Origin of the sequence: Pseudonocardia lutea (assembly GCF_042658055.1) — a bacterium.
GTDB classification, from domain to species: Bacteria; Actinomycetota; Actinomycetes; order Mycobacteriales; family Pseudonocardiaceae; genus Pseudonocardia; species Pseudonocardia lutea.
The window spans coordinates 26,847-52,499 of the sequence record NZ_JBHSQK010000047.1 but is presented as its reverse complement, the minus strand read 5'-3'; the positions used below and the strand labels follow the sequence as shown (position 1 = coordinate 52,499).

The window sequence follows — 25,653 nt, the reverse complement described above, 5'->3', positions numbered from 1 at the left end:
CCGTGTCTCAGTACCCGCCTCGACGTGCGAAGATCCGCTGCGGATTGCCGACCAGCATCGCGTCGATGTCATCCTCGGACACGCCGCGGGCCCGCAGCGCCGGGAGCACGTCCTCGGCGATGTGGGTCCATTTCCAGTTCGGGTACAGCTCGCGCCGCCGGACCGGGTCGGACATGTCCGAGAAGCAGGACGTGTCGTGCGAGAGCACCATCCGCCGGGCGTGCCCGCGCTCGCACATCGTCGCCACGATTTCCACGCGCTTGTCGAAGGAGACCGTGTCCAGCCCGAAGCGGTCCATGCCCAGATAGGACCCGGCGTCGACCAGCTGCTCGAGGTAGTCGTAGTCGTCCGTGTCGCCCGAGTGGCCGATGATCACCCGGGAGAGGTCGACCCCCTCCTCGGCGAACACCTTCTGCTGGTCGAGCCCGCGCCGCAGCCCGGAGTGGGTGTGCGTGGTGATCGGCACCCCGGTCTGCCGGTGGGCGGCGGCCACGGACCGCAGCACACGATCGACGTCCTTGGTCAGCCCCGCCTCGTCCGTCACACACTTGAGCAGAGCGGCGCGCACGCCCGTGCCGGTGATGCCCTCGGTGATGTCCCGGACGAAGAACTCGGCGAGCCGGTCCGGTCCGCCCGCCGGCGTGCCGGGCCCGCGGTAGTGGAAGTAGACCGGCAGCTCCGAGAGCACGTAGGCACCGGTGGCCACCACGATGTTGACCTCGGACCGCTCCGCCACGCGCACCACGCGCGGGACGTAGCGGCCGAGCCCGATCACGGTCAGGTCGACGAGGGTGTCGAACCCGGCGGCCTTGAGCGCCGCCAGCCGGGTCACGGCCTCCTCGATCTGCACCTCCTCGTCCCACTGCTCCGGGTAGTCCGGCCAGTTCTGCTGGATCTCCGGGCTGGTGACGAAGATGTGCTCGTGCATCAGGGTCTTGCCCAGGGCCTCGACGGCGACCTCGCCGCGAGCCGTGGGGACGGTCGGCCCGCTCACAGGATCGGCGCCTGGGGGTGCACGATGTCGTTCTGCGCGTGCCAGGGCTGGTGCGCCTGGAAGCCGCCGTCGACGATCAGCGTCTGCCCGGTGACGTAACGGGACTCGTCGCCGGCCAGGAACACGATGACCGACGCCAGGTCGTCGGGCTCGGCGAAGTCCTCCACCAGCAGGTTCGCGTCGTAGGCGGCCAGCTTCTCGGCCGAGAGGTTCTGCTTCGCGGTGGGGCTCAGGATCAGGCCGCTGGCGATGGCGTTGGCGCGGATGCCCCGCTTGCCGTGCGAGGTCGCTGTGGATCGGGTCAGCGAGTACTTGGCCGCCATGGACGCCGCGTAGGCCGCGTGCACGGTGTCGCCGCTGAACCCCGAGGTGGAGCCGACGTTGACGATCACGCCGCCACCGCCGCGCTGCATGACCGGGATGGCGTAGCGCGAGCCCCAGACCGCGCCGTAGAAGTTCACTGCGAAGGTGCGCTCCCAGGCGTCCTCCGGGGTGTTCTCGACGTTCACGTCCGCCTTCTCGACGCCGCCGTAGGCCACCGCGTTGTTGATCAGGACGTCGAGCCGGCCGAAGGTGCGCTCGGCCTCCCCGACCAGCCGCTCCACGTCCTCGCGGATCCCGACGTCCGCCACCACGGCGTGCACCGTGCCGCCCGCCGCCCGGATCTCCTCGGCGACCTCGTCGAGCTTCTCCTTCTGGATGTCGTCGACCACGACCTTCGCCCCGAGCGCCGCGAGCCGCAGCGCTGTGGCGCGGCCCACGCCCTGCGCAGCCCCCGTGACGATCGCGACCTTGTCCTCCCACGCCGTCATCGACGTCCTCCTCGTCCTCGAGCAGCATCAGTCTCCCGGACCCTACTAGAGCAAGCAGTTGCTTGGTAGTCTCACGGGAGCGTGACCGACGACGAGGACGGGTGGACCATGGCGCGTGAGACCCCGGCGGGCTTCTCAGTGGATCTCTCAGCTGACTTCGAGGGGCTCCCGGGAGCCGCCCTCGTCGCGGGCGGGACCGGCGGGATCGGCGCCGCGATCGTGCGAACCCTCGCAGAGCGCGGCAGCGACGTCGCGTTCACCTACCGGTCCAACGCCACGGCGGCGGGCGCGCTGACCGCCGAGGTGAAGGACCGCGGGCAGGCTACCGAGAGCTTCGCGCTCGACCTGTCCGACCCCGAGGCCACGGCCGCGGTGGTGCAACGGGTCGGCGAGGTGTTCGGCGGCCTGCACACACTGGTCTACGCCGCAGGTCCGCACGTGCCGATGGTGCACCTGAGCAAGGTCACCCCCGCGCAGTACAAGGCCCAGCTCGACGCGGACGCCGTGGCGTTCTTCAACCTCGCGCACGCCGCGCTGCCGCTGCTGCGGGAGACCTCGGGCTCGATCGTCGTCGTCACCACCGCCGCGACCCGGCGCTACCCCGTGCGGGATGGGCTGTCCTCGGGCATCAAGGGTGCCGTCGAGCAGGTGGCCAAGGCATTCGCCGCCGAGGAGGGCCGCTTCGGCATCCGGGTCAACTGCGTGGGCCCGGGCATGCTGACCGACGGCATGGCGGACCGGCTGATCAGCAGCGGCGAGCTCGACGACACGGCCCTGGCCGTGGCCCGCCGCAACATCCCCCTGCGCCGCTTCGGCCTGGCCCAGGACATCGCCGAGGCCGCCGCCTTCCTCGCCTCCCCCCGCGCCGGCTTCATCTCCGGCCAGTGCCTCGACGTCGACGGCGGTTACGGGGTCTGACATGACGAAGGGCCCCGGCGATCCGCCGGGGCCCTTCGGTGGGGGTGCGCTCATCTGCCTGCGAGGCGCTCCACGACCGGGATGAAGGTCTCCAGATCCTTGTCGTTGTGCAGGACGAAGAAGTTCAGGCCGTGGGTGTCGCGCCAGTAGCGGAGCTTGTCGGCCATCTCGTCCGGGCCGCCCAGCACGATCTGCGGGGTCTCCTGCTGACGGTCGAGGTTGACCGCGCTCCAGTTCTCCTTCTCCGCGGGCACGCCGACCTGCTGAACGCTGGTACCGATGTCGATGCGGGAGAAGCGTGCCCCCGCGGCGGCGCGGACCGTCTCGATCTTGCCGAGGAAGGACTCCAACCCGCCGTCGGAGGCGCGGACGCCCGAGCCGTCCGCGCGCACCTGCAGGGTCAGGTTGACGTAGTCCGCCACCTTGCCCGCGAGCGCCAGCATCTTCGGGCCGCCGCCGGGCAGCAGCAGCTTCGGGAACGGCTTCTGCACCGGCTTGGGCTCCTGGACCAGCTCGTCGAGCTGGTAGTAGGTGCCCTGGTAGGAGAACGGGCCGTCGCTCCACACCCCGCGCAGCACGTCGACGGCCTCGACGAAGCGGTCGAACCGCACCTTGGGCGGATCGAAGGGAAGGCCCGCCCGGTCGTAGTCCTCGCGCATCCACCCGGTGCCGAGGCCGACGTCGAGCCGGCCGTCGGAGACCACGTCGAGCGTGGCGAGCTCCTTGCCCAAGACGACCGGGTGGCGGTAGTCGTTGCTGAAGACCAGGGTGCCGATGCGCAGGGTCGTCGTCGCCATCGCCGCGGCGGTCAGACCGGCGATCGGGGCGAAGCGCGGTCCCACGAAGTGATCCGGCATGAGCAGGGTGGTGAAGCCGGAGGCCTCGATGAGGCGGGCCCGCTCGGCCCACTCCTTGCCCGAGTCCGCCTTGCGGACGACGACCCCGAACTTGAAGGGTTTGCGTTCGGTCATGTCTGCTCCTCGAGTAGTCGGCTCGCGACGGCGGCCAGCTCCGTCCTGATTCGGCGGGCGGCGGTCGACCCGGGCAACAGCCCGGTGAATCCGTGCGGCACACCAGGAACAACATGCAGCTCCGCCGGCACCCCCGCGGCCTGAAGCCGGAGGGCGTAGTCGATCGCCTCGTCGCGCAGACAGTCGGTGCCCGCCACCGCGACGTAGGCGGGCGGCAGCCCGGCCAGGTCGGCCGCCGCGCTCGGTGACCCGTCGGCGGGCGGGTCGCCGACCCGGTCGCCGAGGTAGTGCCGCCAGCAGTCCGCCGCGTCCTTCGCAGTGAAGACCGGCGCCTCGGCCAGCTCGTGCATCGACGCCGAGGACAGGCGAGCGTCGAGGAACGGCATGATCAGCAGCTGCGCGTCGGGCATGGGGCAGTCCCCCGATCGCGCCCGCAGGGTCACCGCCGCGGCGAGCCCAGCGCCCGCGCTGGCGCCGCCGATGGCGATCCGGCTCTCCGGGAACTGCGCAGAGACTGCGCGGACCACCGCGCAGCAGTCGTCCAGCCCGGCGGGGTACGGGTGCTCGGGCGCCAGCCGATAGTCGACCGACACGACCAGCGCACCCAGCTTGCGGGCGAGCCAGGCGCACAGGCCCGCGTCCTCGTCCGGGGTCCCGATGCAGTAGCCGCCGCCATGCATCCAGATCAGGACCGGTGCTCGTTCGGGGAGCTCCTGCGGCCGGAACCGGTGGACCGGCACCGCGATACCCGCCTCGTCGACGACGGCACGCTCCACCACGACGTCCTCGGGCAGCGAGGAGGGTGAGGACGCGCGTCGGACCTCGGCGAGTGTGGCCCGCTGGGCCATCGGGTCGACGAACTGCAGCGGCGGGAAGACCGTGAGCAGCTCGACGAACTCCGGGTCGATGATCAGGTCGGTCACGGGTCCCCCTCAGCCGGTACCCGTCGAGCCGCCGTCGACCACCAGCTCGGTGGCCGTGACGTAGGACGAGTCGTCGCTCGCCAGGAAGACCGCCGCGCGCGCGACCTCCTCCGGCCTGCCCGCACGCGCCAGCGGCGTGCCCGCCCAGTGCGCGGGATCGGCGAGCACCTCGGGCGGGACGTTGCTCTCGAGCATCGGCCCCGCGACGGCCCCCGGGATCAGGCAGGTCACCCGGATGCCCAACGGGGCGAGCTCGACGGCGGCGACCCGGGTGAGCCCGCGCAGCGCCCACTTGGACAGCCCGTAGGCACCGTGCCCGGCGTAGCCGGTGAGCCCGGCCGTCGACGAGACGTTGATGATGGACCCGCCCCCGCCCGCGGTCATCGGCTTCGCCACGGCCTGGATGCCCAGGAACGGGCCGTAGAGGTTCACGTCCGCGAGCCGCGCGAGGCTCTGCGGCGACTCGTCGAGCAGGGGCCCGGTGCGGTAACGCGCGGCGTTGTTCAGCAGCACGTCCAACCGGCCGTGCCGCGCGACGATCCCGTCGACGACCGACCGCCAGGCGGCCTCGTCGGACACGTCGAGCGCCGCGAACTCCGCCGTACCCCCGATATCGGCGGCGGCGGCCGCACCGGCCTCGACGGCGACGTCGGCGAGCACCACGATGGCACCCTCCGCGGCGAACGCGCGCGCCTCGGCCAAGCCGTGGCCCTGCGCCGCCCCGGTGACCAGCGCGACCTTCCCCTCGAGCCTTCCGGTCACGCGCGCGCCGCGTCCTTCGCGCGGAAGTGCGGGATGACGTGCTCGCCCCAGGCCTTGATCGTGGCCATGCAGACCTCCTGCGGCACGGTGCCCATCTGGATCAGGCACAGCACCTCGTCGACCCCGACCCGCTCGAGCTCGGTCACGTAGTCGATCGCGGTCTCGACCGTTCCGTAGGCGTGGTCGATGTTGAAGTTGGCGGCGGCCAACGACCGTTCCGAGTACTGGGGCAGCTCACCGCGGTCGTAGGCGGCGCCGCGCTCCTCCGCCTTGGCCCGCATGAAGGCGATGTTGTCCTCGTTCACCGTGGCGCCGGTCGGCGGCTGCTCGCCCCCGAGGTGCCAGTAGCCGATCGACTCGCCGAAGAAGCGCTGCCCGCGCGCACCGATCTCGAAGGCCTGCTTCGCGTCCGGCAGCACGATCGTGGGGCACAGGGCCACGAACTGGTCGTTGACCACGTCGGAGACCAGCTTCTCGCCCGTGCGGGTCTCGACCCGCTCGCGGTAGAGCTTGTGCTGGTGGGCGACGCTGTCCAGGCCAGCGAACCCGAAGATGAGCGCGCCGACACCCAGGTCCGCGGAGTGCAGGACCGTGTCCGGCTTGGTGCTGGCCAGGTAGAGCGGCGGATGGGGACGCTGGATCGGCCGGGGCAGGATCCGCAGCGGGGCCTTCCCGGGTGGGGCCTGCAGGTCGAGCAGGTCGCCGTGCCACTCGAAGTCGTCCGAGCGCCAGGCGGCGCTGATGATCCGGAGGGCCTCCTCGACCTCGGCCGCGGTGCGGTCCGGATCGACGTTGCACAGCGCCGCCTCCTGCAGCGTGCCGCCGCGCGCCGCACCGAGGTTCAGCCGACCGTTGGACAGCACGTCCAGGAACGCGGCCTTCTCGGCGACCCGGGTCGGGAAGTTGTAGTTGAACGGCATGCAGACCGCGCCGTGGCCGATCCGGATGCGCGAGGTCTTCGCGGCGACCGTGGCGAGGAAGAGCTCCGGGGCCGACATGTGGGAGTAGTGCTCGAGCCCGTGGTGCTCGACGGCCCAGATGCCGTCGAACCCCATCTGCTCGGCGTAGACGGCCTGTTCGATCGAGTCGAAGTAGACCTGCCGCTCCTTCTCCGGAGTCGGGTCGGCGATCTGCGCCTCGAAGATCATGGAGAACTTCAACGGTCTCTCCTCAAGGATGACGTGGGTAACCTAGCGCTTGCTTGCTGGGAGCGGAAGAGGAGTCAGCCTCGCCGCAGGACGCGGCGCGACCAGGCCAGCCGCCGCACGCGGCGACCGAGCAGGGCCAGGGTGGAGTGCACCGTGACGTCGAGCAGGTCTCCTCCCCCGTCACACCGGACGTCGATCGGGTCGAGCCACAGGCCCGCCCCGACCGGGAGCCCCCCGGCCTCGACGACCGCCGCGCGCAGCGCTGCGAGGAGCTCGGCGGAGGCGTCGGGGCACTCCCCGACCACGACAAGCGCGACCGGCCGGCCGTCCAGCCGGGCCGGGACGAGCGACGCGACGTCCGACGGCTGCGTCTGCCACCGTGGCTGCGCCTGCGCGCCCTCGGCCCGCGCCGCGACGACGAGCCCACCGAGGGGTCCGGCGCGGTGCAGCTCGGAGCCCTCAGCGCCGCTGAGGGCGGCACGCAGGACGACCTCGAGCCCCCAGCCGAGGGCCAGGCCGGCGACGGTGGACCGCTCGGCGGAACGGGTCGACCGCGGCGGGGTCGGTGGGGCGATCGGGTGCGCGATCGCGCGGGGCATGAGTGCAGCCGTCATTGGCTTCTCCCTCGACTCGTGTCCCCTAAGGTGTAACGCAGACCATCGGTCTCGTCAAGAGACTCCAAGTCTCGTGAAACGCTCGGAGGAGGTCAGTCGGTCTCCGGCAGGTCCAACGCTGCGCTCCACATCGCGGTGAGCACCTCGACCACGCTCGCCCGGTCCACGTCCCACCCCTGGGTGGACCAGCGCACGAACAGCTGCTCGAGCTGGGACATCAGCACCACGGCACGCACGCGCGCGGCGTCCGGGCCCCAGCGCCCACTGCGTTGCAACCCGTCGGCGAGGTTCGCGATGTCGCGCTCGAAGGCGGCCGAACGGTGGGCCTGGACCGTCGGCTCGACGGCGGCGGCCTCGGCGACCGCCGACGACGCCTTGCGGGTCTTGTCCCAGGTGTCCAACGTGGCGCCGAGCCACTGGCGGACGGCGCCGCGCTCGGGGGCCTCGGCGATCTCCGCCAGGGCCACGAAGGCCGACTCGAAGTCCTCCCCCAGCACGCGCAGGATCTCGATGACGACCTCGGCCTTGGTGGCGAAGTGACGGTAGAAGGTGGCCCGGGTGGTGCCCGCCGTCGCCGTGATGTGCTCGATCGTGGTCGCCACGTACCCGGAGGCGGTGAAGCAGTCCACCGCCGCGTCGAGCAGCCGCTGCCGGGTGAGCTGCCGGTGCAGTTCCCGCACACCGGTGCGACGCCGAGTCCCCGGCCCGGTGTCGCTCGCCGGGTCCCCGCTCGACTCCTCCATGGCTCCCCACCGTAGCGGGGGGCCCCGGCGCGATGCGGCGGAGGACGCGGTGGCATCAGCCATGCTGGATCCACACGGTCTTGTGCTCCAGCCACTCGTCGAGGGCGTCCGGGCCGTTGGAGGGCCGGTTGCCGCTCTGCTTCTGGCCGCCGAACGGCACCGCCCAGTGCATGGCCCGATAGGTGTTCACCCAGACCGAGCCCGCCTGCAGGCGAGCCGCCAGCCGGTGCGCCCGGGACAGGTCCGAGGTCCACAGCCCGGCGGCGAGGCCGTACACGGTGTCGTTGGCGATCGCGACGGCCTCCTCCTCGGTGTCGAATGCCTGGACGGTCGCGACGGGTCCGAAGATCTCCTCCTGGCACACGCCCAGGCCGTTGTGCGGCACCGCGAACAGGGTGGGCTCCACGAAGTAGCCCGCCCGCAGCGGGCTGTCGGCGGGGAACAGCTCGTCCGCCGCCCGGCCGCCGAACACGGTCTCGGCACCCTCGCGCGGCGCCGACTCGAGGTAGCCGCGCACCTTGGCGTACTGCCCGTCGAACGCGAGTGGACCCATCGTGGTCCCCGGGTCGAGCGGGTCGCCGAGCCGGATGGCGGCGGCCTTCTCGCGCAGGGCCTCCAGGAACCGCGGGTAGATGTCGCGCTGCACCAGGATGCGCGAACCCGCGATGCACGCCTGGCCCGCGCTGCCCGTGTAGATGCCCGCGGACACCCCGGCGGCTGCGGCCTCGAGGTCGGCGTCGGCGAAGACGATGTTCGGCGACTTGCCGCCGAGCTCCAGGCCCAGGGCCTTGAGGTTGACCACCGAGCGCTGGGTGATCCGGCGCCCGGTCGCCGTCGACCCCGTGAAGCTGATCTTCGCGACACCCGGGTGGTCGACCAGAGCCTCCCCCGCGGTCCGGCCCTCGCCGCAGACGATGTTGACCAGCCCGTCCGGCACGCCGGCGTCGGCGAGCAGCCGGGCCGCGGCCAGGATGGACACTGACGCCACCTCCGGCGGCTTGACGACGACCGCGTTGCCCGCGGCGAGCGCCGCCGTGGCCTTGGCCAGGAACATTGCCAGCGGCGCGTTCCACGGGATGATCACGCCCACGACGCCGTAGGGCTCGCGCGCGGCGTAGGTCAGGGCGTCCGAGCGGACCGAGACCGTCTGGCCGGTGACCGTCTCGGCCAGCCCGGCGAGGAACTCCACCTGCATCGAGCCGCCGAGGACCGCGGGGCGGGCCTCCGTGGCGGCGCGGCCGTTGTCCGTGGCGTCGAGGCGCCACAGCTCCTCGGCGTGCTCGCGCACGACCTGGGCATAGCGGCGGAGGACCACCGCGCGCTCCATGGCGGGCCGGGCGGCCCAGGCCGGCTGCGCGGCCGCGGCGGCGCGCACCGCGTCGTCGACGTCTCCCGCGTCACCCGCCGGGATGCGCGCCCAGACGGCGCCGGTGGCCGGGTTGACGCTGTCCAGCCACTCGCCGCTGCGCGCGGGGCGGAACTCGCCGCCGATCAGGTGCGGGTGGTCCTCGACGGCCGCCGCGGTGCGCTCCTCGAGGGTCGTCACGAGTGCTCCAGCCGCTCGATGATGGTGACGTTGGCGGTGCCGCCGCCCTCGCACATGGTCTGCAGCCCGAACCGGCCGCCGGTGCGCTCCAGCTCGGCGAGCATCGTGGTCATCAGCCGGGCCCCGGTCGCCCCGAGCGGGTGGCCGAGCGCGATCGCGCCGCCGTTGACGTTGACCTTTGCCGGGTCCGCCTTCGTGTCCCGCAGCCACGACAGCACCACGCTGGCGAACGCCTCGTTGATCTCGACCAGGTCGATGTCGTCGATGCTCAGCCCGGCCCGGCCCAGGGCGTAGGCGGTGGCCGGGATGGGGGCGGTGAGCATGTAGATGGGGTCGGCGCCGCGCACCGAGAGGTGGTGGATTCGCGCGCGGGGGGTCAGCCCGTGGTCGCGCACGCCCTGCTCGGACGCGATCAGCAGGGCCGCCGCGCCGTCGGAGATCTGGCTGCTCACACCCGCATGCAACCGGCCGCCCTCGACCAGGGTCTTGAGCCCGGCCATCTTCTCCAGCGTGGTGTCGCGGCGCGGGCCCTCGTCGTCCGAGACCTCGGCGATCGGCAGGATCTCGCCGCGGAAGCGGCCCTCGTCGATCGCCCGGGCGGCGCGCACGTGACTCTCCAGGGCGAACCGCTCCATCTCCTCGCGGGAGATGTCCCACTTCTGCGCGATCAGCTCGGCGGCGTGGAACTGGCTGACGGGCTGATCGCCGTAGCGCTTCTGCCAGCCGACCGACCCCGAGAACGGGTCGTCGAAGCCGTATTCGCGACCGGCGAGCATGGCCGAGCTGATGGGCAGCATGCTCATGTTCTGCACGCCGCCCGCCACGACCAGGTCCGACGTGCCGGAGAGCACGGCCTGGGCGGCGAAGTGCACGGCCTGCTGCGAGGACCCGCACTGCCGGTCGACGGTGGTGCCGGGCACCTCCTCGGGCAGCCCGGCGGCGAGCCAGCACGAGCGCGCGATGTTGCCCGCCTGCGGGCCGATGGCGTCGACACAGCCGAAAACCACGTCGTCCACCGCGGCGGGGTCGATCCCCGTCCCGTCGACGAGCCCGTTGAGCACGTGGGCCCCGAGATCCGCCGGGTGGATGGCGGAGAGCCCGCCCCGGCGGCGCCCCACCGGGGTGCGCACCGCGTCGACGATGTAGGCCTCGGCCATGAAGTCCTCCTCTTCTGCGGCGGCCCGGTCGGGCCCGCCTCGATACTGGCAAGCGCTTGCTCAAATGTCACGGACGAGCTCGATCAGCCGGTCGAGGGTGCCGCACAGGGACCGCGGCCCGCGGGGCGGCGCCAGCCAGAACACGACGCGGTCGACCCCGACCCCGGCGTAGGCCGCCAGCGCGTCCGCGCGCGGCAGCGGGTTGAACAGGGTGACCGACGGCCGTGCTCGATCCTGCGCCTCGGCCCGCGCGCGCAGCTCGGCGATCCGGCCCCCGAGGGCCGCCGCGAACCCGTCGTCGGGAGGCACGTCCCCGCCGACCTGCTCGGCGCCGGCGCGGAACGGGATCCAGCCGTCGCCGTAACCGAGCACCCGGTCCAGCACGGAGCGGCCATTGCCGCCGATGAGAATCGGCGGGCGCGGTGCTGTCACGGGCCGGGGCCGCGAGGTGATCGGCCCGAATCGCACGTGCTCACCGCAGTACGAGGCGACGTCCGACTCCCAGATCCGGGTGATGGCCTCGACCCGCTCACGGAGCACCTCGTGCCGCTGGGCGGGGTCCGTGCCGTGATGGCGGAGCTCCTGGGGGTCCGAGCCCGCGCCGACGCCGAAGTCGAACCGCCCGCCTGAGAGCTGGTCGACGGTCGCGACCTCCTTGGCCAGCTGGATCGGGTCGCGCTGGGGCACCAGGCACACGGCGGTGCCGATCCGGATCGTGCTGGTCGAGGCGGCGACCGCGCCGAGCGTCACGAACGGGTCAAGCAGGTCGGAGTAGTCGTCGGGCAGGTCCAGGCCCGCGGCGACGGGCTGGTGAGAGTGGTCGGGGAGGAACAGGGACTCGAACCCGCGCTCCTCCGCGGCCTGCGCGACCTGCACCGCCGTGGGACCGCGCGACCCCGGGAAGAACTGCACCCCCGCCTTCATCCCGGGGTCCGTTCCCACCGCTGGGGGCGGGCGGTGCGCGGCTCGGGCATCGGCTCGAGGAGGTGGTGGCTCATGTCGCCGAAGAGGTGGTTGCCGATCCGGCGCTCGGTGAAATGCCACTCACCGTGCGGGTCCCGCGCGAACCGGTCCAGGTAGTCCCCGGCGGTCAACGGCTGCAGCGGGAAGCCGGGGGCGGCCTGGAACACCAGGATGTAGGAGTGCGCCCGGGCCCGGTCCGGACCCTCGGCCTCCACCAGCAGGTTCGTGGACACGTGGTGGGTCTGCGGGGTGCCCTCCGGGTAGCGGCGGACGAACCGCTCCCACAACGCGCTCACCGCAGCCGGGTCCTTCGCCGCGACGAGGTCCTCTCCGACGTAGAGGTCCGCTCGGGCGAACAGGGAGCCGAGCGCGCGGAAGTCTCCCGCGTCGAGGTGGTAGGCGTAGAGGTGGACCAGCCGTTCGATCCGCCGGTGGTCGTCGGGGCCGACCGCGCTGTGGCTCATGCCGTGTACCGCGAGGCTGATCCCGCGCTCACGTCGACCACCGTGCCGGTCACGTGCGGGGTGTCCGGCCCCACGAGGAACAGCACCGCCGCGGTGATCTCCGCCGGATCCAGCAGCGGCACCGGCATCACGTGGAACTGCTCGAGCACCGGCGCCACGTCCTCCCACGCCGGCTCGGCCAGGTCCGGGCGCAGCCCACGGTAGAGCGCCGGGTTGTGCACCATCGGCGTGGAGGTGTTGCCGGGCGCAACCGCGTTGACGGTGATCCCGAACGGCGCGAGGTCCAGCGCCGCCGCCTTGACCAGCCCGATCACGCCCCACTTGGAGGCGACGTAGGGCACCGCGCCCGGGATGCCCATGCGCCCCATGTTCGACGCCGTGGCCACGATCCGGCCGTACCCGCCCTCGATCATGAACGGCGAGACCGCCCGGAGGGTCTGGAACACGCCGGTGAGGTTGGCCGCCAGGACCTCGTCCCACACCGCGCGGTCGGCGTCCTGGACGGACCCGCCGCCGTAGACACCGGCGTTGGCCACCGCGATGTCCAGCCTGCCGAAACGGTCCCGGGCCACGGCCACCGCCGCGTCGAGCGTGGCGGGATCGCGCACGTCCCCGCGGACCGGGACCGCCTCGCGGCCCTCCTTGCGCACCAGGGCCTCGGTCTCGGCGAGATCCTCCGCGGTGCCCAGCGGGTAGGTCATCTGCGGGCTGTCCGAGCAGCGGTCGACCAGGACCAGGTCCACACCGCGGCGGGCCAGGGCGACGGCGTGCGAACGCCCCTGGCCCCGGGCGGCCCCGGTGACGAGGGCGACCTGCCCCTCGAGTGTGCTCACGAGGCACCCACCAGGTGCCCCCACCGCTCGCGGATCTCCCGGCGCAGCAGCTTGCCGCGGCCGCCGGACCCGTCGTTGGCGTGCGGGAGCTCGTCGGCGACCACGACCAGGTCGGGACGCGAGGGCTCGGGCAGCTTGTCCGCCACCGCCGCCAGGATCGCCGACTCGTCAATGGCCGCCCCCGGACGAGCGGCCACCACCAGCAGGATCCGGTCCGGACCGTCTTCCGTGGAAACACCGACCGCGCCCGCCTCGGCGACCCCCTCGACGGCCGCGGCCGCCTCCTCGACCTGGGCCGGGAGCGTGAACACTCCCCCGCGCTCGACGGCGTCGGACCGCCTGCCGAACACGCTGAGCCTGCCCTGGGCGTCGACCACGCCGAGGTCGCCGGTGCCGAACCAGCCGTCGACCAGGGCCTCGGCGGTCGCCTCGGGCTGGCCGTCGTAGCCCGCGGTCACGTGCGGGCCGGCCAGCTGGACCTCGCCGACGTCCCCGACCAGCGGCGCCCCGTCCGGCCCGACGACCCGGACGGCACCACCGGTGCGGGCGTGCCCGATCACGCCGTCGGGCAGCTCGTCCCGGCGGCCGATCACGCTGTAGGGCGCCTCGGTCTGCCCGAAGTAGCCGTAGAGGCCCAGGTCCGGTAGCCGCTCGAGGATCCGCGCCTGCAGTGAGGGCAGCAGCGGCTCGCCGCCGAGCATGGCCACCCGCAGCGACGACAGGTCCGCGGCCGAGTGGGTGTCGTCCGCCAGGAGCTCGGTGAAGAAGCTCGGCGTGACGCTGATGTGCGTGATCCGCTCCCGCGGGACGGCGACCACGAACTGCTCCGGGCCGTACCCGGACTCCAGCACCAGGCGCGCGCCCCCGGCGAGCGCGGGCGCGGCGACGGCGAGGAATCCGATGCCCCAGATGATCGGGCCGGTGCCGATCACGGCGTCCCGGCCGAGCGGCACGTCGATCCACAGCTTCTCCGCCACGGCCAGGCCGCTGCGATGCGTGTGGGTCACGGCCTTGGGCAGGCCCGTGGAGCCGGAGGTGAAGTAGAGCGCCAGCGGGTCCTCCCCGCCGGTGGTGATCTCCGGGGCGGTCGTGGGCGCGGCCTCGGTGGCCGCGTCGAGGTCGACCGCGTCCCCACCCGCGCCGCCGACACGGAGCCAGGTTCGGACCCCGGGCAGCTGCGGGCGCAGCTGCGCGACGAGCTCGTCGAACCGGCCGTCGTAGACGAACGCCGTGGCCCGGCTACGGGTGATCACCGGGACGAACACCTCGGGTGCCCAGTACGGGTTCAGGGCGAGCAGGACAGTGCCGAGCTTGGCCTGGGCCAGGTAGGTCTCGGCGACCGAGAGCGTGGAGTCGAGCAGGGTCGCGACCCGGTCCCCGGATCCGAGCCCGGCGGTGGCCAGCGCGTTGGCCCGCTTGTTCACCCGGTCGTCGAGCTCGGCGTAGGTGTAGTGCTCACTCCCCAGGTACGTGAGCGCGACGTCATTCGGCGCGCGGTCGCGCTGCGCAGTGAGGACGGCGTGGCCGAAGTTCGCGTACCGGGACATGGGCACCTCTCCGTGCTGTGTCGGGAAACCGGGTTCAGGAGCCGGGGTATCCGCCGCCGCCGTGGGCGTCGTCGAGCAGGTCGTAGTCGGGGGTGAACCCGCGCCGCGGGATCTCGTCGACGACCACGACCGCCTTGGGCTTCTTGTACGAGGCCACCAGCCCGCGGACGTGTGCGATGAGCTCGGCCTCGGCGACCGGCTCGGACACCGTGACGATCGCGACCACGTGCTGGCCCCACGTCTCGTCCGGCCGCCCGATCACGGCCGCGCCGGTGACGGCGGGATGCTCCTGCAGCGCCCGCTCGACCTCGGCCGGGTACACGTTCTCCCCGCCGGACTTGATCATGCGGAGCTTCGGCCCGACGAAGCTGAGCGTGCCGTCCTTCTCCCGGCGGCCGAGGTCGCCGGTGTGGTGCCAGCCGTCGCGCAGGGTGCGGGCGGTGAGCTCCGGGCGGCGGAAGTAGCCGCTGAACACGTGCGGCCCGCGGGCGACGATCTCGCCGACCGTGCCGTCCGGCACCTCCGCGCCGTCGGCGTCGAGGATCCGGACCTGGGCGAGCAGGCTGGGCCGGCCGCTGGTGCCGAGGCCGCCGAGGCCCAGACCGTGGAAGGTGAGCATCCCCGCGACCTGGGTCTGGCCGTAGCCTGCGAACGACCGCCCCCACGGGCTGTCGTCGAGGGTGATCATGGAGTTCCACTGCTCGTCGAACGGCCCGAACCGCAGGCTCGACAGGTCGAACCGGCGGTCCGCGTTCGCCTCGACGAGCTGGGTGATCATGGCCGGGAAGAGCATGGCGCCCTGGCAGCGCTCGCGTTCGATCAGCGTGCAGGCGAGCTCGGCGTCGAACGTCGGCAACAGCACGTTCGTGCCGCCGTAGACCAGCGTCATGGCCGCGAACATCATCGTGCCGACATGGAACAGCGGGCCGGAGTCGAGGAAGACGAAGCCCTCCTCGGGCTGCCGCAGCGCCCCGAGCACCAGGCTGTGCGAGACGAGCGCGCGGTGGCTCAGCAACGCGCCGTTGGGCCGGCCGTCGAACGCCGCGGTGTACAGCAGCAGCACGGGATCGGTGTCGGGCACCTCCACCGCGGGGTCGACCGCGGGATGGCCCGCGATCCACTCCTCGTAGCCCTCCGGCCCCTCGCCGTTGTGGCAGATCCACCGCGCGTCGCTGCCGGCGCGCAGCGGGTCGAGCGCCTCCTCCAGCGGGCCGCTCTCCCACACCACCACCGCGGGCCGCAGGTCGTCGAGCACGAACCGCAGCTCGTCGGTCGACTGGCGCCAGTTCGCGGGGCACAGGACCGCGCCCAGCTTCCCCACCGCGACCAGAAGCTCGAGGATCCGGAACGAGTTGACCCCGAGCCAGAGCACGCGGTCGCCCCGCCCGACCCCCGCCGCGGCGAGGGCACCGGCCAGCCGGTTGGTGCGCTCGTCGAGCTCCGGGTAGGTGAGCCGGCGGTCGCCGTCGACCAGCGCGACCGTCTCCGGCCTGCTGCGGCGGTGCTCCCGGACGACGTCGGCGAGAGTCAGTTCGTGCATGACGACCTTCCAGACCGAGAGGCGCTCAGCGGAACGCGGGGATGACTTCCTTGGCGAAGAAGGTGATGGCCCGCTTCATGTCCTCGAAGGGGATGTGCCGGGTGCTGCCGAAGTCGCACATCAGGTGGTTGAAGCCGAACTCCTGCAGCATCGCGACCTGGCCGATGACGCGCTCCGGGTCGCCGATGACCTCCAGCTGCTCCCAGCGGAAGTCGTTGCCGACGCTGCCGCCCTTGAGGTAGCGGCCCTCCCAGAACTCGAAGCCCTTGGCGGTCTTGCCGGTCTTCGAGTCGATCGGCGCGCTCTTCTCGTTGAAGATGCGGCCGCGGTCGAAGGCCTTCTCGAACTGCTCCTGGTCGGCGCGGGCCTGCTCGACGGTCGGGGCGAGCCAGACCGAGCGCGAGATGACCAGGTCGGTGTTCGCGGTGTCGTGCCCGGCGGCCGCGGCGACCTCGTGCCAGGTCTCGGCGGCCTTGTGCACCTTGCGGAACGGGGCCGCCGGGTCCGCCAGGATCGGCAGCCCGCGCTTGGCGTAGAGCTCCACGGTCTCGGGGCTCACGGCGGCGACCGAGATCGGCGGGTGCGGGTTCTGCAGCGGCCGCGGGTTGAGCTCGATGTCGCCGGTCTTGTAGTACCGGCCCTCGTGCTGCACCCGCTCCTGGGTCCAGAGCTTGGTGATCACGTCGAGTGACTCGTCGAACCGGTCACGGGCCTCGGCGAGGTCCATGCCGAACCCGTCGAACTCGATGCTCTGGTAGCCGCGACCCACGCCCAGCTCCAGCCGCCCGCCGGACAGCACGTCCACCTGGGCCGCCTCCTCGGCGACGTGGATCGGGTTGTGCAGCGGGAGCACGACCACGCCGGAGCCGAGCCGGATCCGCTCGGTGCGCGCGGCGAGGTAGCTCAGCATCGTGAAGATGTTCGGGCAGGTGCCGTAGTCGCGGAAGTGGTGCTCGGAGACCCACAGCCCGTCGAAGCCCAGCTCCTCGAGCAGGTCCGCGACCCGGAGGTTGTAGTCGTAGACCTCCTTGATGCTGTTGTTCCGGTCGGGCCGGTGGAACAGCAGGAAGGTGGAGAACTTCATCGGGCGGTGTTCGATCGGTCCCTGGTCGGACACGGCTTCCCCTTCACGTCGGACGGGCGGCGGGCCACCCGCCGCGAGACGCCCTCGGGCGTCGAATCAGCACGAATCAACCAAGCGCTCGCTTGGTCATGGTATCAAGGCGCCGGGTCGGCGCAAGGCCGTCGAGCAGGCTCGACGACGAGCTTCGCGAACGTCTCGACCAGGTCCAGCAGCCCGTCGCGGGTCGGCGCGGAGAACGGCACCGACAGCCAGTCGACGCCGGCCGCGGCGTAGTCGCCCAGCTGCTCGCCCAGCGCGGCGAACTCGTCCGCGCCCGGCGACTCCTGCATCCGCATCCCGAAGGGCACGAAGCAGACCTGCGGGGCCTCGACCCGACCGGCGTGCGCCGCCATGTCCCGCAGCAGCGCGGTCCGCGTCGCCAGGTCCTCGAGCGTCTCCAGGGGCGGGGTGCGGGTGAGCCGCACCGCCGCCGCGGGCTGCGGGAAGGGCATCCAGCCCTGCCCGTGCTCCACGACCCGGCGCATGGCCCGCCTGCTGTTGCCGCCGAACCAAATCGGTGGGTGCGGACGCTGCACGGGGGTCGGCCGCATGGTGTGCGCGGCGACCTCGAAGGGCGGCTCGGTCAGCGTGACCGACTCCCCCGACCACGCCCGCTTCATGAGCTCGAGCGCATGGTCGGTGCGGGCCGCCCGGTCCTCGTAGTCCAGGCCCAGCGCCGCGAACTCCGACCGCAGGTAGCCCACGGCCGCGCCCAGGATGACCCGGCCGCCGGACAGCACGTCCAGGCTCGCCACCGACCGCGCCGTGAGGAACGGGTTACGGTAGGGCAGCACCAGGATGTTGGTGAGCAGCGCGATGTCGCGGGTGCGGGCCGCGGCGAAGGACAGCGCGATCAGCGGGTCCAGCGCCTGGTGCCCGCCGCGCGACAGCCATTTGTCCTGCGGGAACGGATGGTCGGTCACCCCCACGGCATCGAACCCCGCCGCCTCGGCGGCCTGGGCCACCTCGGCGACGGCGTCCGCCGTGAGGAACTCCTCGGGCCGCTCCGCCTGGTCGGTGGGCAGCCCCAGTACGAAGCGCACTCGGGCCTACTTCGTCGGCGCGAGCGTGGAGCCCGGGAAGGGGGCCAGCAGGGTCTCCCGCCACGGGCCGTCGAGGTACTGGCGGGCGCTCTTGCGCCACTCCAGCAGCCGCGGGTCGGCCTTCGCCTCCGCGTCGAGCCCGACGGCGGCGTCGTACGCGCGCTGGGTCTCGAGGTGGGAGTCGATGTCGGTCCCCCAGAACGTGACGACCTCGGTGTCGGAGAGCAGCACCTCGTAGAGGCCGACGAGCCGGTGCCCGTGTTCGGCGAGGATCGGCGCCCGCTCCTCGCGCACGGCGGCGAGGTAGTCCAGCGCCGCGCCGGGGCGCACGGTCGCGATCTCGTGCAGGAAGAACGGCGAGGTGTACTGCTCGGCGCGCAGCGCCTGCAGGTCCGGGGTGCCCTGGACCGCGCCCATCGGGCGGGAGAAGGCCTTGTGCCGCAGGTCGTCGATCGAGGACAGGAACAGCTCGGGCTTGACGTCGTCGTAGATGTCGAGCATCTGCCGCCAGCCGCCGTCCCAGCCGCCGTGGCAGTCCCACAGGGTCACGGCCTTGAACTGCTCGTGGCCGGTGATCCCGATGGCGTAGAACGCGCCGACCAGGTCGATGGCCCGCGAACGGACGGACAGCCCGGACGTGAGCTCGGACTCCGCCGCCGCCCGAGCCTCGTCCTCCTTCTTGTAGTCCACCAGCCACTGCAGGTACTCACGCGGGTTGCGGGAGTTCATGGGGTGGAAGTAGACCTCTTCGAGCAGGTAGATGCCGCGGGGCACGATGCCTCCTTGGAGTAGTGACTTCTCTACGACGCCGCGGGGACCGCGGTGAGGGTGTGGAGCCGGGTGAGGGCCTCGTGCGCCTCGGCCATCACCCCGGAGATGATCTGCTCGACCGTCGGCAGGTCCTCGATCAGACCGACGACCTGGCCCGAGGCCATCACGCCGAACCGCGGGTCGCCGTCGATCATGGCCGCGCGGTAGAGCATCGGGGCGTTGGCGGCCATCAGGATCTCGGCGATCGGCAGCTTCTGGTTGCGGCGCATGGCGAGCCCCTCACGGGCCAGCGCGAGCCAGCTCGTGCCCGACAGCGCCCGCCAGTCCTTGGCGGCCCGCGCGGACCGGGCGAGCCGGGCGAGCGGCCCGGAGCGGTCGAGCAGCTCGGCGCGCTCGGTCCGCAGCGTCCGGCTCGGGGCGCCGTCGATCGCCGTGGTGACGAACGTGTCGGTGACCGACTTGCCGAGGTAGATCTGCTTGACGGCGTCGGGCACCTCGGAGTCCGCCGAGAGCAGGAACCGGGTGCCCATCGCGATCCCGGCCGCGCCGTAGGCGAGCGCCGAGACCAGGCCGCGGCCGTCGAAGTAGCCGCCGGCCGCGACCACCGGAATGTCGACGGCGTCGACCACCTGCGGGAGCAGCAGCGAGGTCGGGACGGTGCCGGTGTGCCCGCCGCCCTCCGCACCCTGCACGATCACCGCGTCGACGCCCCACTCGGCGACCTTCTCGGCGTGCCGGCGGGCCCCGATCGACGGGATCGTGACCACCCCGGCGTCCTTGAGCTTCGCGATCACGTCCCGGCGCGGTGCGAGCGCGAACGACGCCACCTTCACGCCCTCGCGGATGACCAGGTCCACCCGCTCCTGAACGTCCGGCGAGTCCGACCGCATGTTCACCGCGAACGGCGCGTCGGTCGCGTCCTTGACCTGCGCGACCGCGGCCTTCAGCTCCGGCACCGACATCGGCGCGCTCGCGATCACCCCGAGCCCGCCCGCGCGCGAGGTGGCGGCGGCGAGCGCGGCGCCCGCGACGAACCCCATCCCCGTCTGCACGATCGGGTACCGGATGCCGGCGAGCCTCGTCAGCGGAGTCTCCAGGACCTCTGTCGTCCCCATTGGCGACCACCTCCCGACGACAACCTAGCAATCACTTGCTTGGTTAGCTAGGGTCGACCGGGATCGAGGAGGTGACAGGGTTGTCGGATCGCAGATCCCCAGGCCTGCGGGACCGCGCCGCGGTCGCAGGCATCGGGTGGACGCCCTATTCGAAGAACTCCGGGGTCAGCACGCTGGAGCTCGCGCTCCGGGCGATCTCGGCGGCCCTGACGGACTGCGGGCTCACCGCCGCGGACGTGGACGGGCTCGTCACGCACGGCGTGGGCGACTCCACACCGGCGGCCACGGTCGGCGCGGCCCTGGGGGTCTCCGACCCGCACCTGCTGCTCGACGTCTGGGGCGGCGGCAGCATGTCGGCCGCCACCATCGGCACCGCGGCGATGGCGGTGGCGAGCGGCCAGGCCGAGACCGTCGTGTGCTGGCGGGCGCTCAACGCCCGCTCGGAGTTCCGGATGGGCGGGACCGGGCGCGCCGCGCCGACCCTGGTGGAGTTCCAGTACCAGGTGCCGTACGGGCTGTTCACCCCGCCGCAGCAGTACGCGCTCGTCGGGCGGGCCTACCTGGAGGCCGCCGGCGCCGGCGCCGAGGACCTGGGCCGGGTGGCGATCACCCAGCGCGTGCACGCCGCGCTCAACCCGCGGGCGATGATGCGCGAGCCGCTCGACATGGAGACCTACCTCGGCTCGAGGTGGATCGCGGAACCCCTGCGGCTCTTCGACTGCTGTCTGGAGACCGACGCCGCGATCGCTGTCGTCGTCACCTCCGCCGAGCGGGCGCGCGACCTGCCGCAGCCCCCGGTGCTGGTCGCCGCCGCGGGCACCGGCGGTGGGCACAGCCTGTTCTCCGACGACCGGCCGGACTGGTCGGTGAGCGCCGCCGCCGACCTTGCGCCCCGGCTCTACGCCAAGGCCGGCATCGGGCCGGACGGCATCGACGTCGCCGAGCTGTACGACGCGTTCACCCCACTGGTCCTCATGCAGCTCGAGGACTACGGGCTGGCTCCGCGGCACGGCGCGCCCGACCTCGTCGCGTCCGGCGCCACCGCGCTGGGCGGCAAGATCCCGACCAACACCCACGGCGGCCACCTGTCCGAGGGCTACCTGCACGGGCTCAACCACGTGGCGGAGGCCGTGATCCAGCTGCGCGGCCACGCCGGCGAGCGCCAGGTCCCGGGCGCGGCCACCGCGCTGTGCACCGGGCAGCCCGGCTACGTGTCGGGCGTGACGTCCGCCCTGATCCTGCGGAGCGACCGATGACCCTGCGCCCCGTCCCGGACCGGGATTCGGCCCGCTGGTGGGCCGCGGTCGCCGAGCACCGGCTGCTCCTGCAGCGCTGCACCGCCTGCGGGCACCTGCGGCTTCTGCCTCGCGCGGGCTGCGGGCGCTGCGGGTCCTTCGACTGGACCGACCAGGAGGCGGCTGGCACCGGCACCGTCGTGAGCTGGACCGTGGTGCACCGTGCGGTGGACGGCAGGCCCACCCCGTACGTGGTGGTGCTGGTCCGGCTCGACGAGGCCGACCACCTCGTCCTGCCCGGCGCGTGGGCGGGCGAGCCGGACGGGAGCGGTCTGGCGGCGGGCCTGCCCGTCCGCGCCGAGTACGTGGATCTCGAGGTACCGGACGGCACCGACCGAGTGGCACTCGTCGCCTGGGCGGCATGCCGAGCGAGCGCTTGAGCGCGGTAAGGGGATACTGGACCGATGGCAGCTCCCAAACGGGGGGCCTCAGGCGCCCCGACCAAGCAGCGCTCCCGCGCGGCCCAGGACCCCGGCGCGTCCTCCGAGCGCCGTCAGGCGCTGGTGGAGATCGCCGCCGAGCTCTTCGCCGAGCGCGGCTTCAAGGCCACGACCGTGCGCGAGATCGGTGACGCCGCGGGCGTGCTGTCCGGCAGCCTGTACTACCACTTCGACTCGAAGGAGACGATCGTCGACGAGATCCTCTCGAGCTACCTCGAGAGCCTCATGGCGACCTACCAGGAGATCGTCGCGCGCAACACCGACCCCGAGAGCACGCTGCGCGAGCTCGTCGAGGCGGCCTTCATCTCGCTCGGGCCGCACCGCGCGGCGATCACCGTGCTGCAGAACGAGCGGAACTACCTCTCCCAGCTCCCCCGGTTCGCCTACCTCGCCAAGGCGGAGAACGACGTCCGGCGGCTCTGGATCAAGGTGATCACGGACGGGATCGAGGACGGGGTCTTCCGCTCGGATCTCGATCCGAAGATCACGTACAGGTTCTTGCGTGACTCGGTGTGGGTGGCCGTACGGTGGTTCACCCCGTCCGGACGGCTCACTGCGAAGCAGCTCGCGGACCAGTACCTGACCCTGATGCTCGACGGGCTCAAGGCCGGCACTCAGTCCGCGAGCTGACGCTTGAGGACCTTGCCGGAGGCGTTGCGCGGCAACGCCTCCCGGAACTCGATCACGCGCGGGCGCTTGTAGTTCGCGAGCTCGGCGCGGCAGAAAGCCGCCACGGCGTCGGCGTCCAGCGCCGCCCCGGGCCGCGGCACCACGAAGGCCTTGCCCACCCGCCCCATCCGGTCGTCGGGCACCCCGACGACCGCCACCTCGGCCACCCCGTCGATCCGGGCGAGCGCCCGCTCCACCTCCGCCGGGTAGACGTTGAACCCGCCGCTGATGTACATGTCCTTGAGCCGGTCGGTGATCCGCAGGTTGCCCGCGGCGTCGAGCACCCCGACGTCCCCGGTGTGCAGCCACCCCTCGGCGTCGACCGCCTCGGCGGTGGCCGCGGGGTCGTCCAGGTAGCCGAGCATCACGTTCGGGCCCCGCAGCCGCACCTCCCCGGCTGTTCCCGGGGGCAGCGGCGTGCCCGCGGCGTCGGTGACCCGGACCTCCATCCCCGGAGCGGCCCGCCCCGAGGTGCGGGTCACGACGTCGGCCGGGTCGCCCGGGCGGCACAGCGTGGCCACCACGGCCTCGGTCATCCCGTACGCGGTGAGCACCTCGTCGAAGCCCAGCTCCGCGCGCATCCGCTCGACCAGCGTCTCGGACACCACGTCCGCCCCCGTGACGGCGAGCCGGAGCCCACCCAGGTCCGCGGCCGCGACGGCGGGATGGTCGAGCATGCTCTGGTAGATCGCGGGCGGGCCGGGCAGGACGGTGATCCGCTCGCGCTCGACCATCCGGACCAGCTCGTCGACGTCGAACACGGCTTGCGGAACGATCGTCGCGCCGGTGAGCAGGCAGACCAGGATCCCGGCCTTGTAGCCGAAGCTGTGGAAGAAGGGGTTGACGGCGAGGTAGCGGTCCTCGGGCGCGATCGCGAAGCAGCCCGCCCAGGCGGCGGCCGCCCCGACGGTCTGCCGGTGCGCGCTCATGGCGCCCTTGCTGACCCCGGTGGTGCCGGAGGTGAAGAGCACGTCGCACAGGTCGTCCGGCGTGACGGCGGCCGCGCGCGCGTCGACGGTCTCCGCCGGCGCCCGGCGCTCCCCCGGCCCGTCGCCGATCCGGTACACGGACCTCACCGCGGGCGCGGCGGGCACCGGACCCACGCCCTCGCCGGGCAGGGCGCGCAGCTCGGCGCCGCGGTCGGTGCCGAGGAACTCCCCCACGACGACCACGGCGACGGACCGGCTACGCCGCACCACGTCCGCGGCCTCGGCGGCGGTGAACCGGGTGTTGACCGGGACGACGACCCCGCCCGTGTACAGCACCCCGAGGGCGGCGGCGATCCAGTCGTGCGTGTTCGGCGCCCAGACGGCGACCCGCTCCCCCCGCCCGAGCCCGCCGGCGAGCAGCGAGCCCGCCCACGCGCGGACCGCCGCCCGGAGCTGCGACCAGGTCTGCCGGGTCTCCCCGTCCGCCACGGCCTCGCGGGGGCCGAACAGTGCTGCCGCCCGGTCCACGAGCGCGGGGACGGTCTGCGGGTGCGTCATCGTCATGCGCACAGTCTAACCAAGCAAATGCTCGCTTTTCTCAAGCTCTTGAGCCGCAGCGACCTGCCGGATACTGTCGAGGCAGGCACCAAGCATCTGCTTGGTGCGGCGAACCGGACGATGTCGCCCGGAGAGGGAGTGCGATGAGCCCGACTGCCGAGGTCCCCGACTGGCGGACCGTCCCGCGCATGCTCCGCGAGCGCGCCGCAACCGCGCCGGACACCGTCGTCGTACAGGACGGCGACCACGCGATCACCCTGGGCGAGCTGCGCGTCGCGGCGGCCGAGGTCGCGCGGGCGCTGATCGCCCGCGGCGTGTCCCGCGGGGACCGCGTCGCCATCTGGGCCCCCAACACCTGGCAGTGGGTCGTCGCCGCGTTCGGGGCCTGGGAGGTCGGCGCGCTGCTGGTCCCGCTGAGCACCCGCGCCAAGGGACTCGAGGGTGCGCAGGCCCTGCAGCGCACCGGATCCCGGCTGCTGTTCACCATGGACCACTTCCTGGGGGTCGACTACGCGGCGCTCGCCGTGGAAGCGGACCTGCCCCAGCTCGCCGAGGTCGTCCTGCTGCCGGGGTCGGCGCCGGTCGCCGGCGCCACGGGCTGGGCGGACTTCGTCGCCGCGGGGGTGTCGGTCCCCGAGGAGACCGCCGAGCGGGCGGCCCTCGCCGTCGAGGTGGACGACCCGTTCGAGATCCTCATGACCTCGGGCACCACCGGCGAGCCCAAGGGCGTGCTGCTGACCGGCGCGCAGATCCTGCGCGCCTACTGGGACTGGAGCGAGGTCTGCGGGCTGGGCCCCGGCGACCGCTATCCCATCGTCAGCCCGTTCGCCCACGGCTTCGGCATCAACGCGGGCCTGCTCGTGTGTGTCGCGCGGCTGGCCACGATGGTCCCGGTGGCCGTGTTCGACCCGGACCGCGCCCTCGAGCTGATCGAGGAGCACGGCCTCACCACCCTGGCCGGGCCGCCCAACCTCTTCGAGCGCGTCCTGACCCACCCCGACCTCCCGAACCGGGACATCAGCTCGCTGCGCTGGGCCATCGTGGGCGCCGCGAGCGTCCCCACCGAGCTCGTGCGCGCCATGCAGGAGCGCATCGGCTTCGAGCGCGTGACCAACGCGTACGGGCTGATCGAGGGCTCCGCGGTGACCATGACCCGGCCGGGGGACCCGGACGAGGTCGTCGCGTCCACCGCCGGGCGTCCGGTGGCGGGCATGGAGGTCCGGATCGTCGACGACGCCGAGCTCCCGCTGGGCCCGGAGGAGCAGGGCGAGGTGCAGGTCCGCGGCTACGGCGTCACCCGGGGCTACTGGGACGCGCCGGGCCTGACCGCCGCGGCGTTCGCGCCCGGCGGCTGGCTGCGCACCGGCGACGTCGGCGTCCTCGACGCCGCGGGCAACCTACGCATCGTCGGGCGCAAGAAGGACATGTTCATCGTCGGAGGCTTCAACACCTACCCCGCCGAGATCGAGAACCTGCTGTTGCACGACCCGCGGATCGCCTCGGCGGCCGTCGTCGGGGTGCCTGACCCGCGGCTCGGCGAGGTGCCGTGGGCCTACGTCGTGCCGGCCGCCGGGGTGGACCTCACGGAGACCGACGTGGTGACGTGGGCCAAGGCGAACATGTCGAACTACAAGGTCCCTCGGCGGGTCGAGGTCATCGACCGGCTGCCTGTCACGGCGAACGGCAAGATCGAGAAGTTGGTCCTCGCGCAGCGTGCGCGGGAGGCGGCAACCCGTACCTAGTCCTCTCCGGGAGCCCGCGATGACGCGATCCCG

General features: G+C 72.6%; 25 protein-coding genes. 5 read left to right on the top strand and 20 right to left on the bottom strand.

The window, feature by feature from the left end; translation table 11 throughout:
* Nucleotides 1–7: 7 nt before the first annotated feature.
* Nucleotides 8–994: a phosphotriesterase family protein gene (locus ACFQH9_RS19325; protein ID WP_379567557.1), complete on the bottom strand. Its 987-nt coding sequence runs from the start codon at nucleotides 992–994 to the stop codon at nucleotides 8–10.
* Entirely contained in the window at nucleotides 991–1,806 is an 816-nt protein-coding gene (locus ACFQH9_RS19320; RefSeq protein ID WP_379567556.1) for an SDR family NAD(P)-dependent oxidoreductase, read from the bottom strand. The genes ACFQH9_RS19325 and ACFQH9_RS19320 overlap by 4 nt, the downstream gene beginning before the upstream one ends.
* Nucleotides 1,807–1,887: 81 nt before the next feature.
* Between ACFQH9_RS19320 and ACFQH9_RS19315 the strand changes: the two genes are divergently transcribed.
* A complete protein-coding gene (locus ACFQH9_RS19315; protein ID WP_379567555.1) occupies nucleotides 1,888–2,724 on the top strand; it encodes an SDR family NAD(P)-dependent oxidoreductase in 837 nt (278 codons plus the stop codon).
* 50 nt (nucleotides 2,725–2,774) lie between these two features.
* On the opposite strand, the gene ACFQH9_RS19310 is transcribed toward ACFQH9_RS19315, so the two are convergent.
* The 17 genes from ACFQH9_RS19310 to ACFQH9_RS19230 form a co-directional block, all read right to left on the bottom strand.
* Nucleotides 2,775–3,695 carry a TIGR03621 family F420-dependent LLM class oxidoreductase gene (locus ACFQH9_RS19310; protein ID WP_379567554.1) on the bottom strand — a complete coding sequence of 307 codons (921 nt, stop codon included), beginning with the start codon at nucleotides 3,693–3,695 and terminating at the stop codon, nucleotides 2,775–2,777.
* Nucleotides 3,692–4,618, bottom strand: a complete 927-nt coding sequence (locus tag ACFQH9_RS19305) for an alpha/beta hydrolase (protein WP_379567553.1) — start codon at nucleotides 4,616–4,618, stop codon at nucleotides 3,692–3,694. Before ACFQH9_RS19305 ends, ACFQH9_RS19310 begins: the two co-directional genes overlap by 4 nt.
* 9 nt (nucleotides 4,619–4,627) lie before the next feature.
* Complete coding sequence (locus ACFQH9_RS19300) at nucleotides 4,628–5,380, bottom strand: SDR family NAD(P)-dependent oxidoreductase (RefSeq protein ID WP_379567552.1); 753 nt, start codon at nucleotides 5,378–5,380, stop codon at nucleotides 4,628–4,630.
* Complete coding sequence (locus ACFQH9_RS19295) at nucleotides 5,377–6,540, bottom strand: LLM class flavin-dependent oxidoreductase (RefSeq protein WP_379567551.1); 1,164 nt, start codon at nucleotides 6,538–6,540, stop codon at nucleotides 5,377–5,379. Before ACFQH9_RS19295 ends, ACFQH9_RS19300 begins: the two co-directional genes overlap by 4 nt.
* Before the next feature lie 62 nt (nucleotides 6,541–6,602).
* Complete coding sequence (locus ACFQH9_RS19290) at nucleotides 6,603–7,142, bottom strand: hypothetical protein (RefSeq protein ID WP_379567550.1); 540 nt, start codon at nucleotides 7,140–7,142, stop codon at nucleotides 6,603–6,605.
* A 92-nt stretch (nucleotides 7,143–7,234) separates the two neighbouring features.
* Entirely contained in the window at nucleotides 7,235–7,885 is a 651-nt protein-coding gene (locus tag ACFQH9_RS19285; RefSeq protein WP_379567549.1) for a TetR/AcrR family transcriptional regulator, read from the bottom strand.
* Nucleotides 7,886–7,940: 55 nt separating this feature from the next.
* Nucleotides 7,941–9,431 (bottom strand): aldehyde dehydrogenase family protein, encoded by a 1,491-nt coding sequence (locus tag ACFQH9_RS19280; protein WP_379567548.1) that lies wholly within the window; start codon nucleotides 9,429–9,431, stop codon nucleotides 7,941–7,943.
* Nucleotides 9,428–10,588: an acetyl-CoA C-acetyltransferase gene (locus ACFQH9_RS19275; RefSeq protein ID WP_379567547.1), complete on the bottom strand. Its 1,161-nt coding sequence runs from the start codon at nucleotides 10,586–10,588 to the stop codon at nucleotides 9,428–9,430. The genes ACFQH9_RS19280 and ACFQH9_RS19275 overlap by 4 nt, the downstream gene beginning before the upstream one ends.
* A 60-nt stretch (nucleotides 10,589–10,648) precedes the next feature.
* Nucleotides 10,649–11,512 carry an LLM class F420-dependent oxidoreductase gene (locus ACFQH9_RS19270; RefSeq protein WP_379567546.1) on the bottom strand — a complete coding sequence of 288 codons (864 nt, stop codon included), beginning with the start codon at nucleotides 11,510–11,512 and terminating at the stop codon, nucleotides 10,649–10,651.
* Nucleotides 11,509–12,015, bottom strand: a complete 507-nt coding sequence (locus ACFQH9_RS19265; protein ID WP_379567545.1) for a nuclear transport factor 2 family protein — start codon at nucleotides 12,013–12,015, stop codon at nucleotides 11,509–11,511. The genes ACFQH9_RS19270 and ACFQH9_RS19265 overlap by 4 nt, the downstream gene beginning before the upstream one ends.
* Entirely contained in the window at nucleotides 12,012–12,848 is an 837-nt protein-coding gene (locus ACFQH9_RS19260) for a mycofactocin-coupled SDR family oxidoreductase (protein ID WP_379567544.1), read from the bottom strand. The genes ACFQH9_RS19265 and ACFQH9_RS19260 overlap by 4 nt, the downstream gene beginning before the upstream one ends.
* Nucleotides 12,845–14,395, bottom strand: a complete 1,551-nt coding sequence (locus tag ACFQH9_RS19255) for a class I adenylate-forming enzyme family protein (protein ID WP_379567543.1) — start codon at nucleotides 14,393–14,395, stop codon at nucleotides 12,845–12,847. The genes ACFQH9_RS19260 and ACFQH9_RS19255 overlap by 4 nt, the downstream gene beginning before the upstream one ends.
* 34 nt (nucleotides 14,396–14,429) lie before the next feature.
* Nucleotides 14,430–15,935, bottom strand: coding sequence for an AMP-binding protein (locus ACFQH9_RS19250; protein WP_379567542.1), 1,506 nt, complete (start codon nucleotides 15,933–15,935; stop codon nucleotides 14,430–14,432).
* Between the two features lie 25 nt (nucleotides 15,936–15,960).
* Nucleotides 15,961–17,052, bottom strand: coding sequence for an LLM class flavin-dependent oxidoreductase (locus tag ACFQH9_RS19245; RefSeq protein WP_379567541.1), 1,092 nt, complete (start codon nucleotides 17,050–17,052; stop codon nucleotides 15,961–15,963).
* A 101-nt stretch (nucleotides 17,053–17,153) separates the two neighbouring features.
* A complete protein-coding gene (locus ACFQH9_RS19240; protein WP_379567540.1) occupies nucleotides 17,154–18,101 on the bottom strand; it encodes a TIGR03619 family F420-dependent LLM class oxidoreductase in 948 nt (315 codons plus the stop codon).
* A gap of 6 nt (nucleotides 18,102–18,107) precedes the next feature.
* Nucleotides 18,108–18,875, bottom strand: coding sequence for a hypothetical protein (locus tag ACFQH9_RS19235; protein WP_379567539.1), 768 nt, complete (start codon nucleotides 18,873–18,875; stop codon nucleotides 18,108–18,110).
* Nucleotides 18,876–18,901: 26 nt separating this feature from the next.
* The gene (locus ACFQH9_RS19230; protein WP_379567538.1) at nucleotides 18,902–19,987 is read right to left on the bottom strand and encodes an NAD(P)H-dependent flavin oxidoreductase; all 1,086 of its coding nucleotides are present in this window, start codon (nucleotides 19,985–19,987) and stop codon (nucleotides 18,902–18,904) included.
* A gap of 80 nt (nucleotides 19,988–20,067) precedes the next feature.
* On the opposite strand from ACFQH9_RS19230, the gene ACFQH9_RS19225 reads away from it, so the two are divergent.
* From ACFQH9_RS19225 to ACFQH9_RS19215, 3 genes are read left to right on the top strand one after another with little or no spacing between them, the layout of a single operon-like run.
* Complete coding sequence (locus ACFQH9_RS19225) at nucleotides 20,068–21,243, top strand: thiolase C-terminal domain-containing protein (RefSeq protein ID WP_379567537.1); 1,176 nt, start codon at nucleotides 20,068–20,070, stop codon at nucleotides 21,241–21,243.
* Nucleotides 21,240–21,662 (top strand): Zn-ribbon domain-containing OB-fold protein, encoded by a 423-nt coding sequence (locus ACFQH9_RS19220; protein WP_379567536.1) that lies wholly within the window; start codon nucleotides 21,240–21,242, stop codon nucleotides 21,660–21,662. Before ACFQH9_RS19225 ends, ACFQH9_RS19220 begins: the two co-directional genes overlap by 4 nt.
* Before the next feature lie 24 nt (nucleotides 21,663–21,686).
* A complete protein-coding gene (locus tag ACFQH9_RS19215) occupies nucleotides 21,687–22,352 on the top strand; it encodes a TetR/AcrR family transcriptional regulator (protein WP_379567535.1) in 666 nt (221 codons plus the stop codon).
* Here the strand turns inward: ACFQH9_RS19215 and ACFQH9_RS19210 are convergent.
* A complete protein-coding gene (locus tag ACFQH9_RS19210; protein ID WP_379567534.1) occupies nucleotides 22,337–23,884 on the bottom strand; it encodes a FadD3 family acyl-CoA ligase in 1,548 nt (515 codons plus the stop codon). The two genes, ACFQH9_RS19215 and ACFQH9_RS19210, sit on opposite strands and share 16 nt — an antisense overlap.
* Nucleotides 23,885–24,021: 137 nt before the next feature.
* Between ACFQH9_RS19210 and ACFQH9_RS19205 the strand changes: the two genes are divergently transcribed.
* Nucleotides 24,022–25,620 (top strand): AMP-binding protein, encoded by a 1,599-nt coding sequence (locus tag ACFQH9_RS19205; protein WP_379567533.1) that lies wholly within the window; start codon nucleotides 24,022–24,024, stop codon nucleotides 25,618–25,620.
* Nucleotides 25,621–25,653 lie beyond the last annotated feature (33 nt).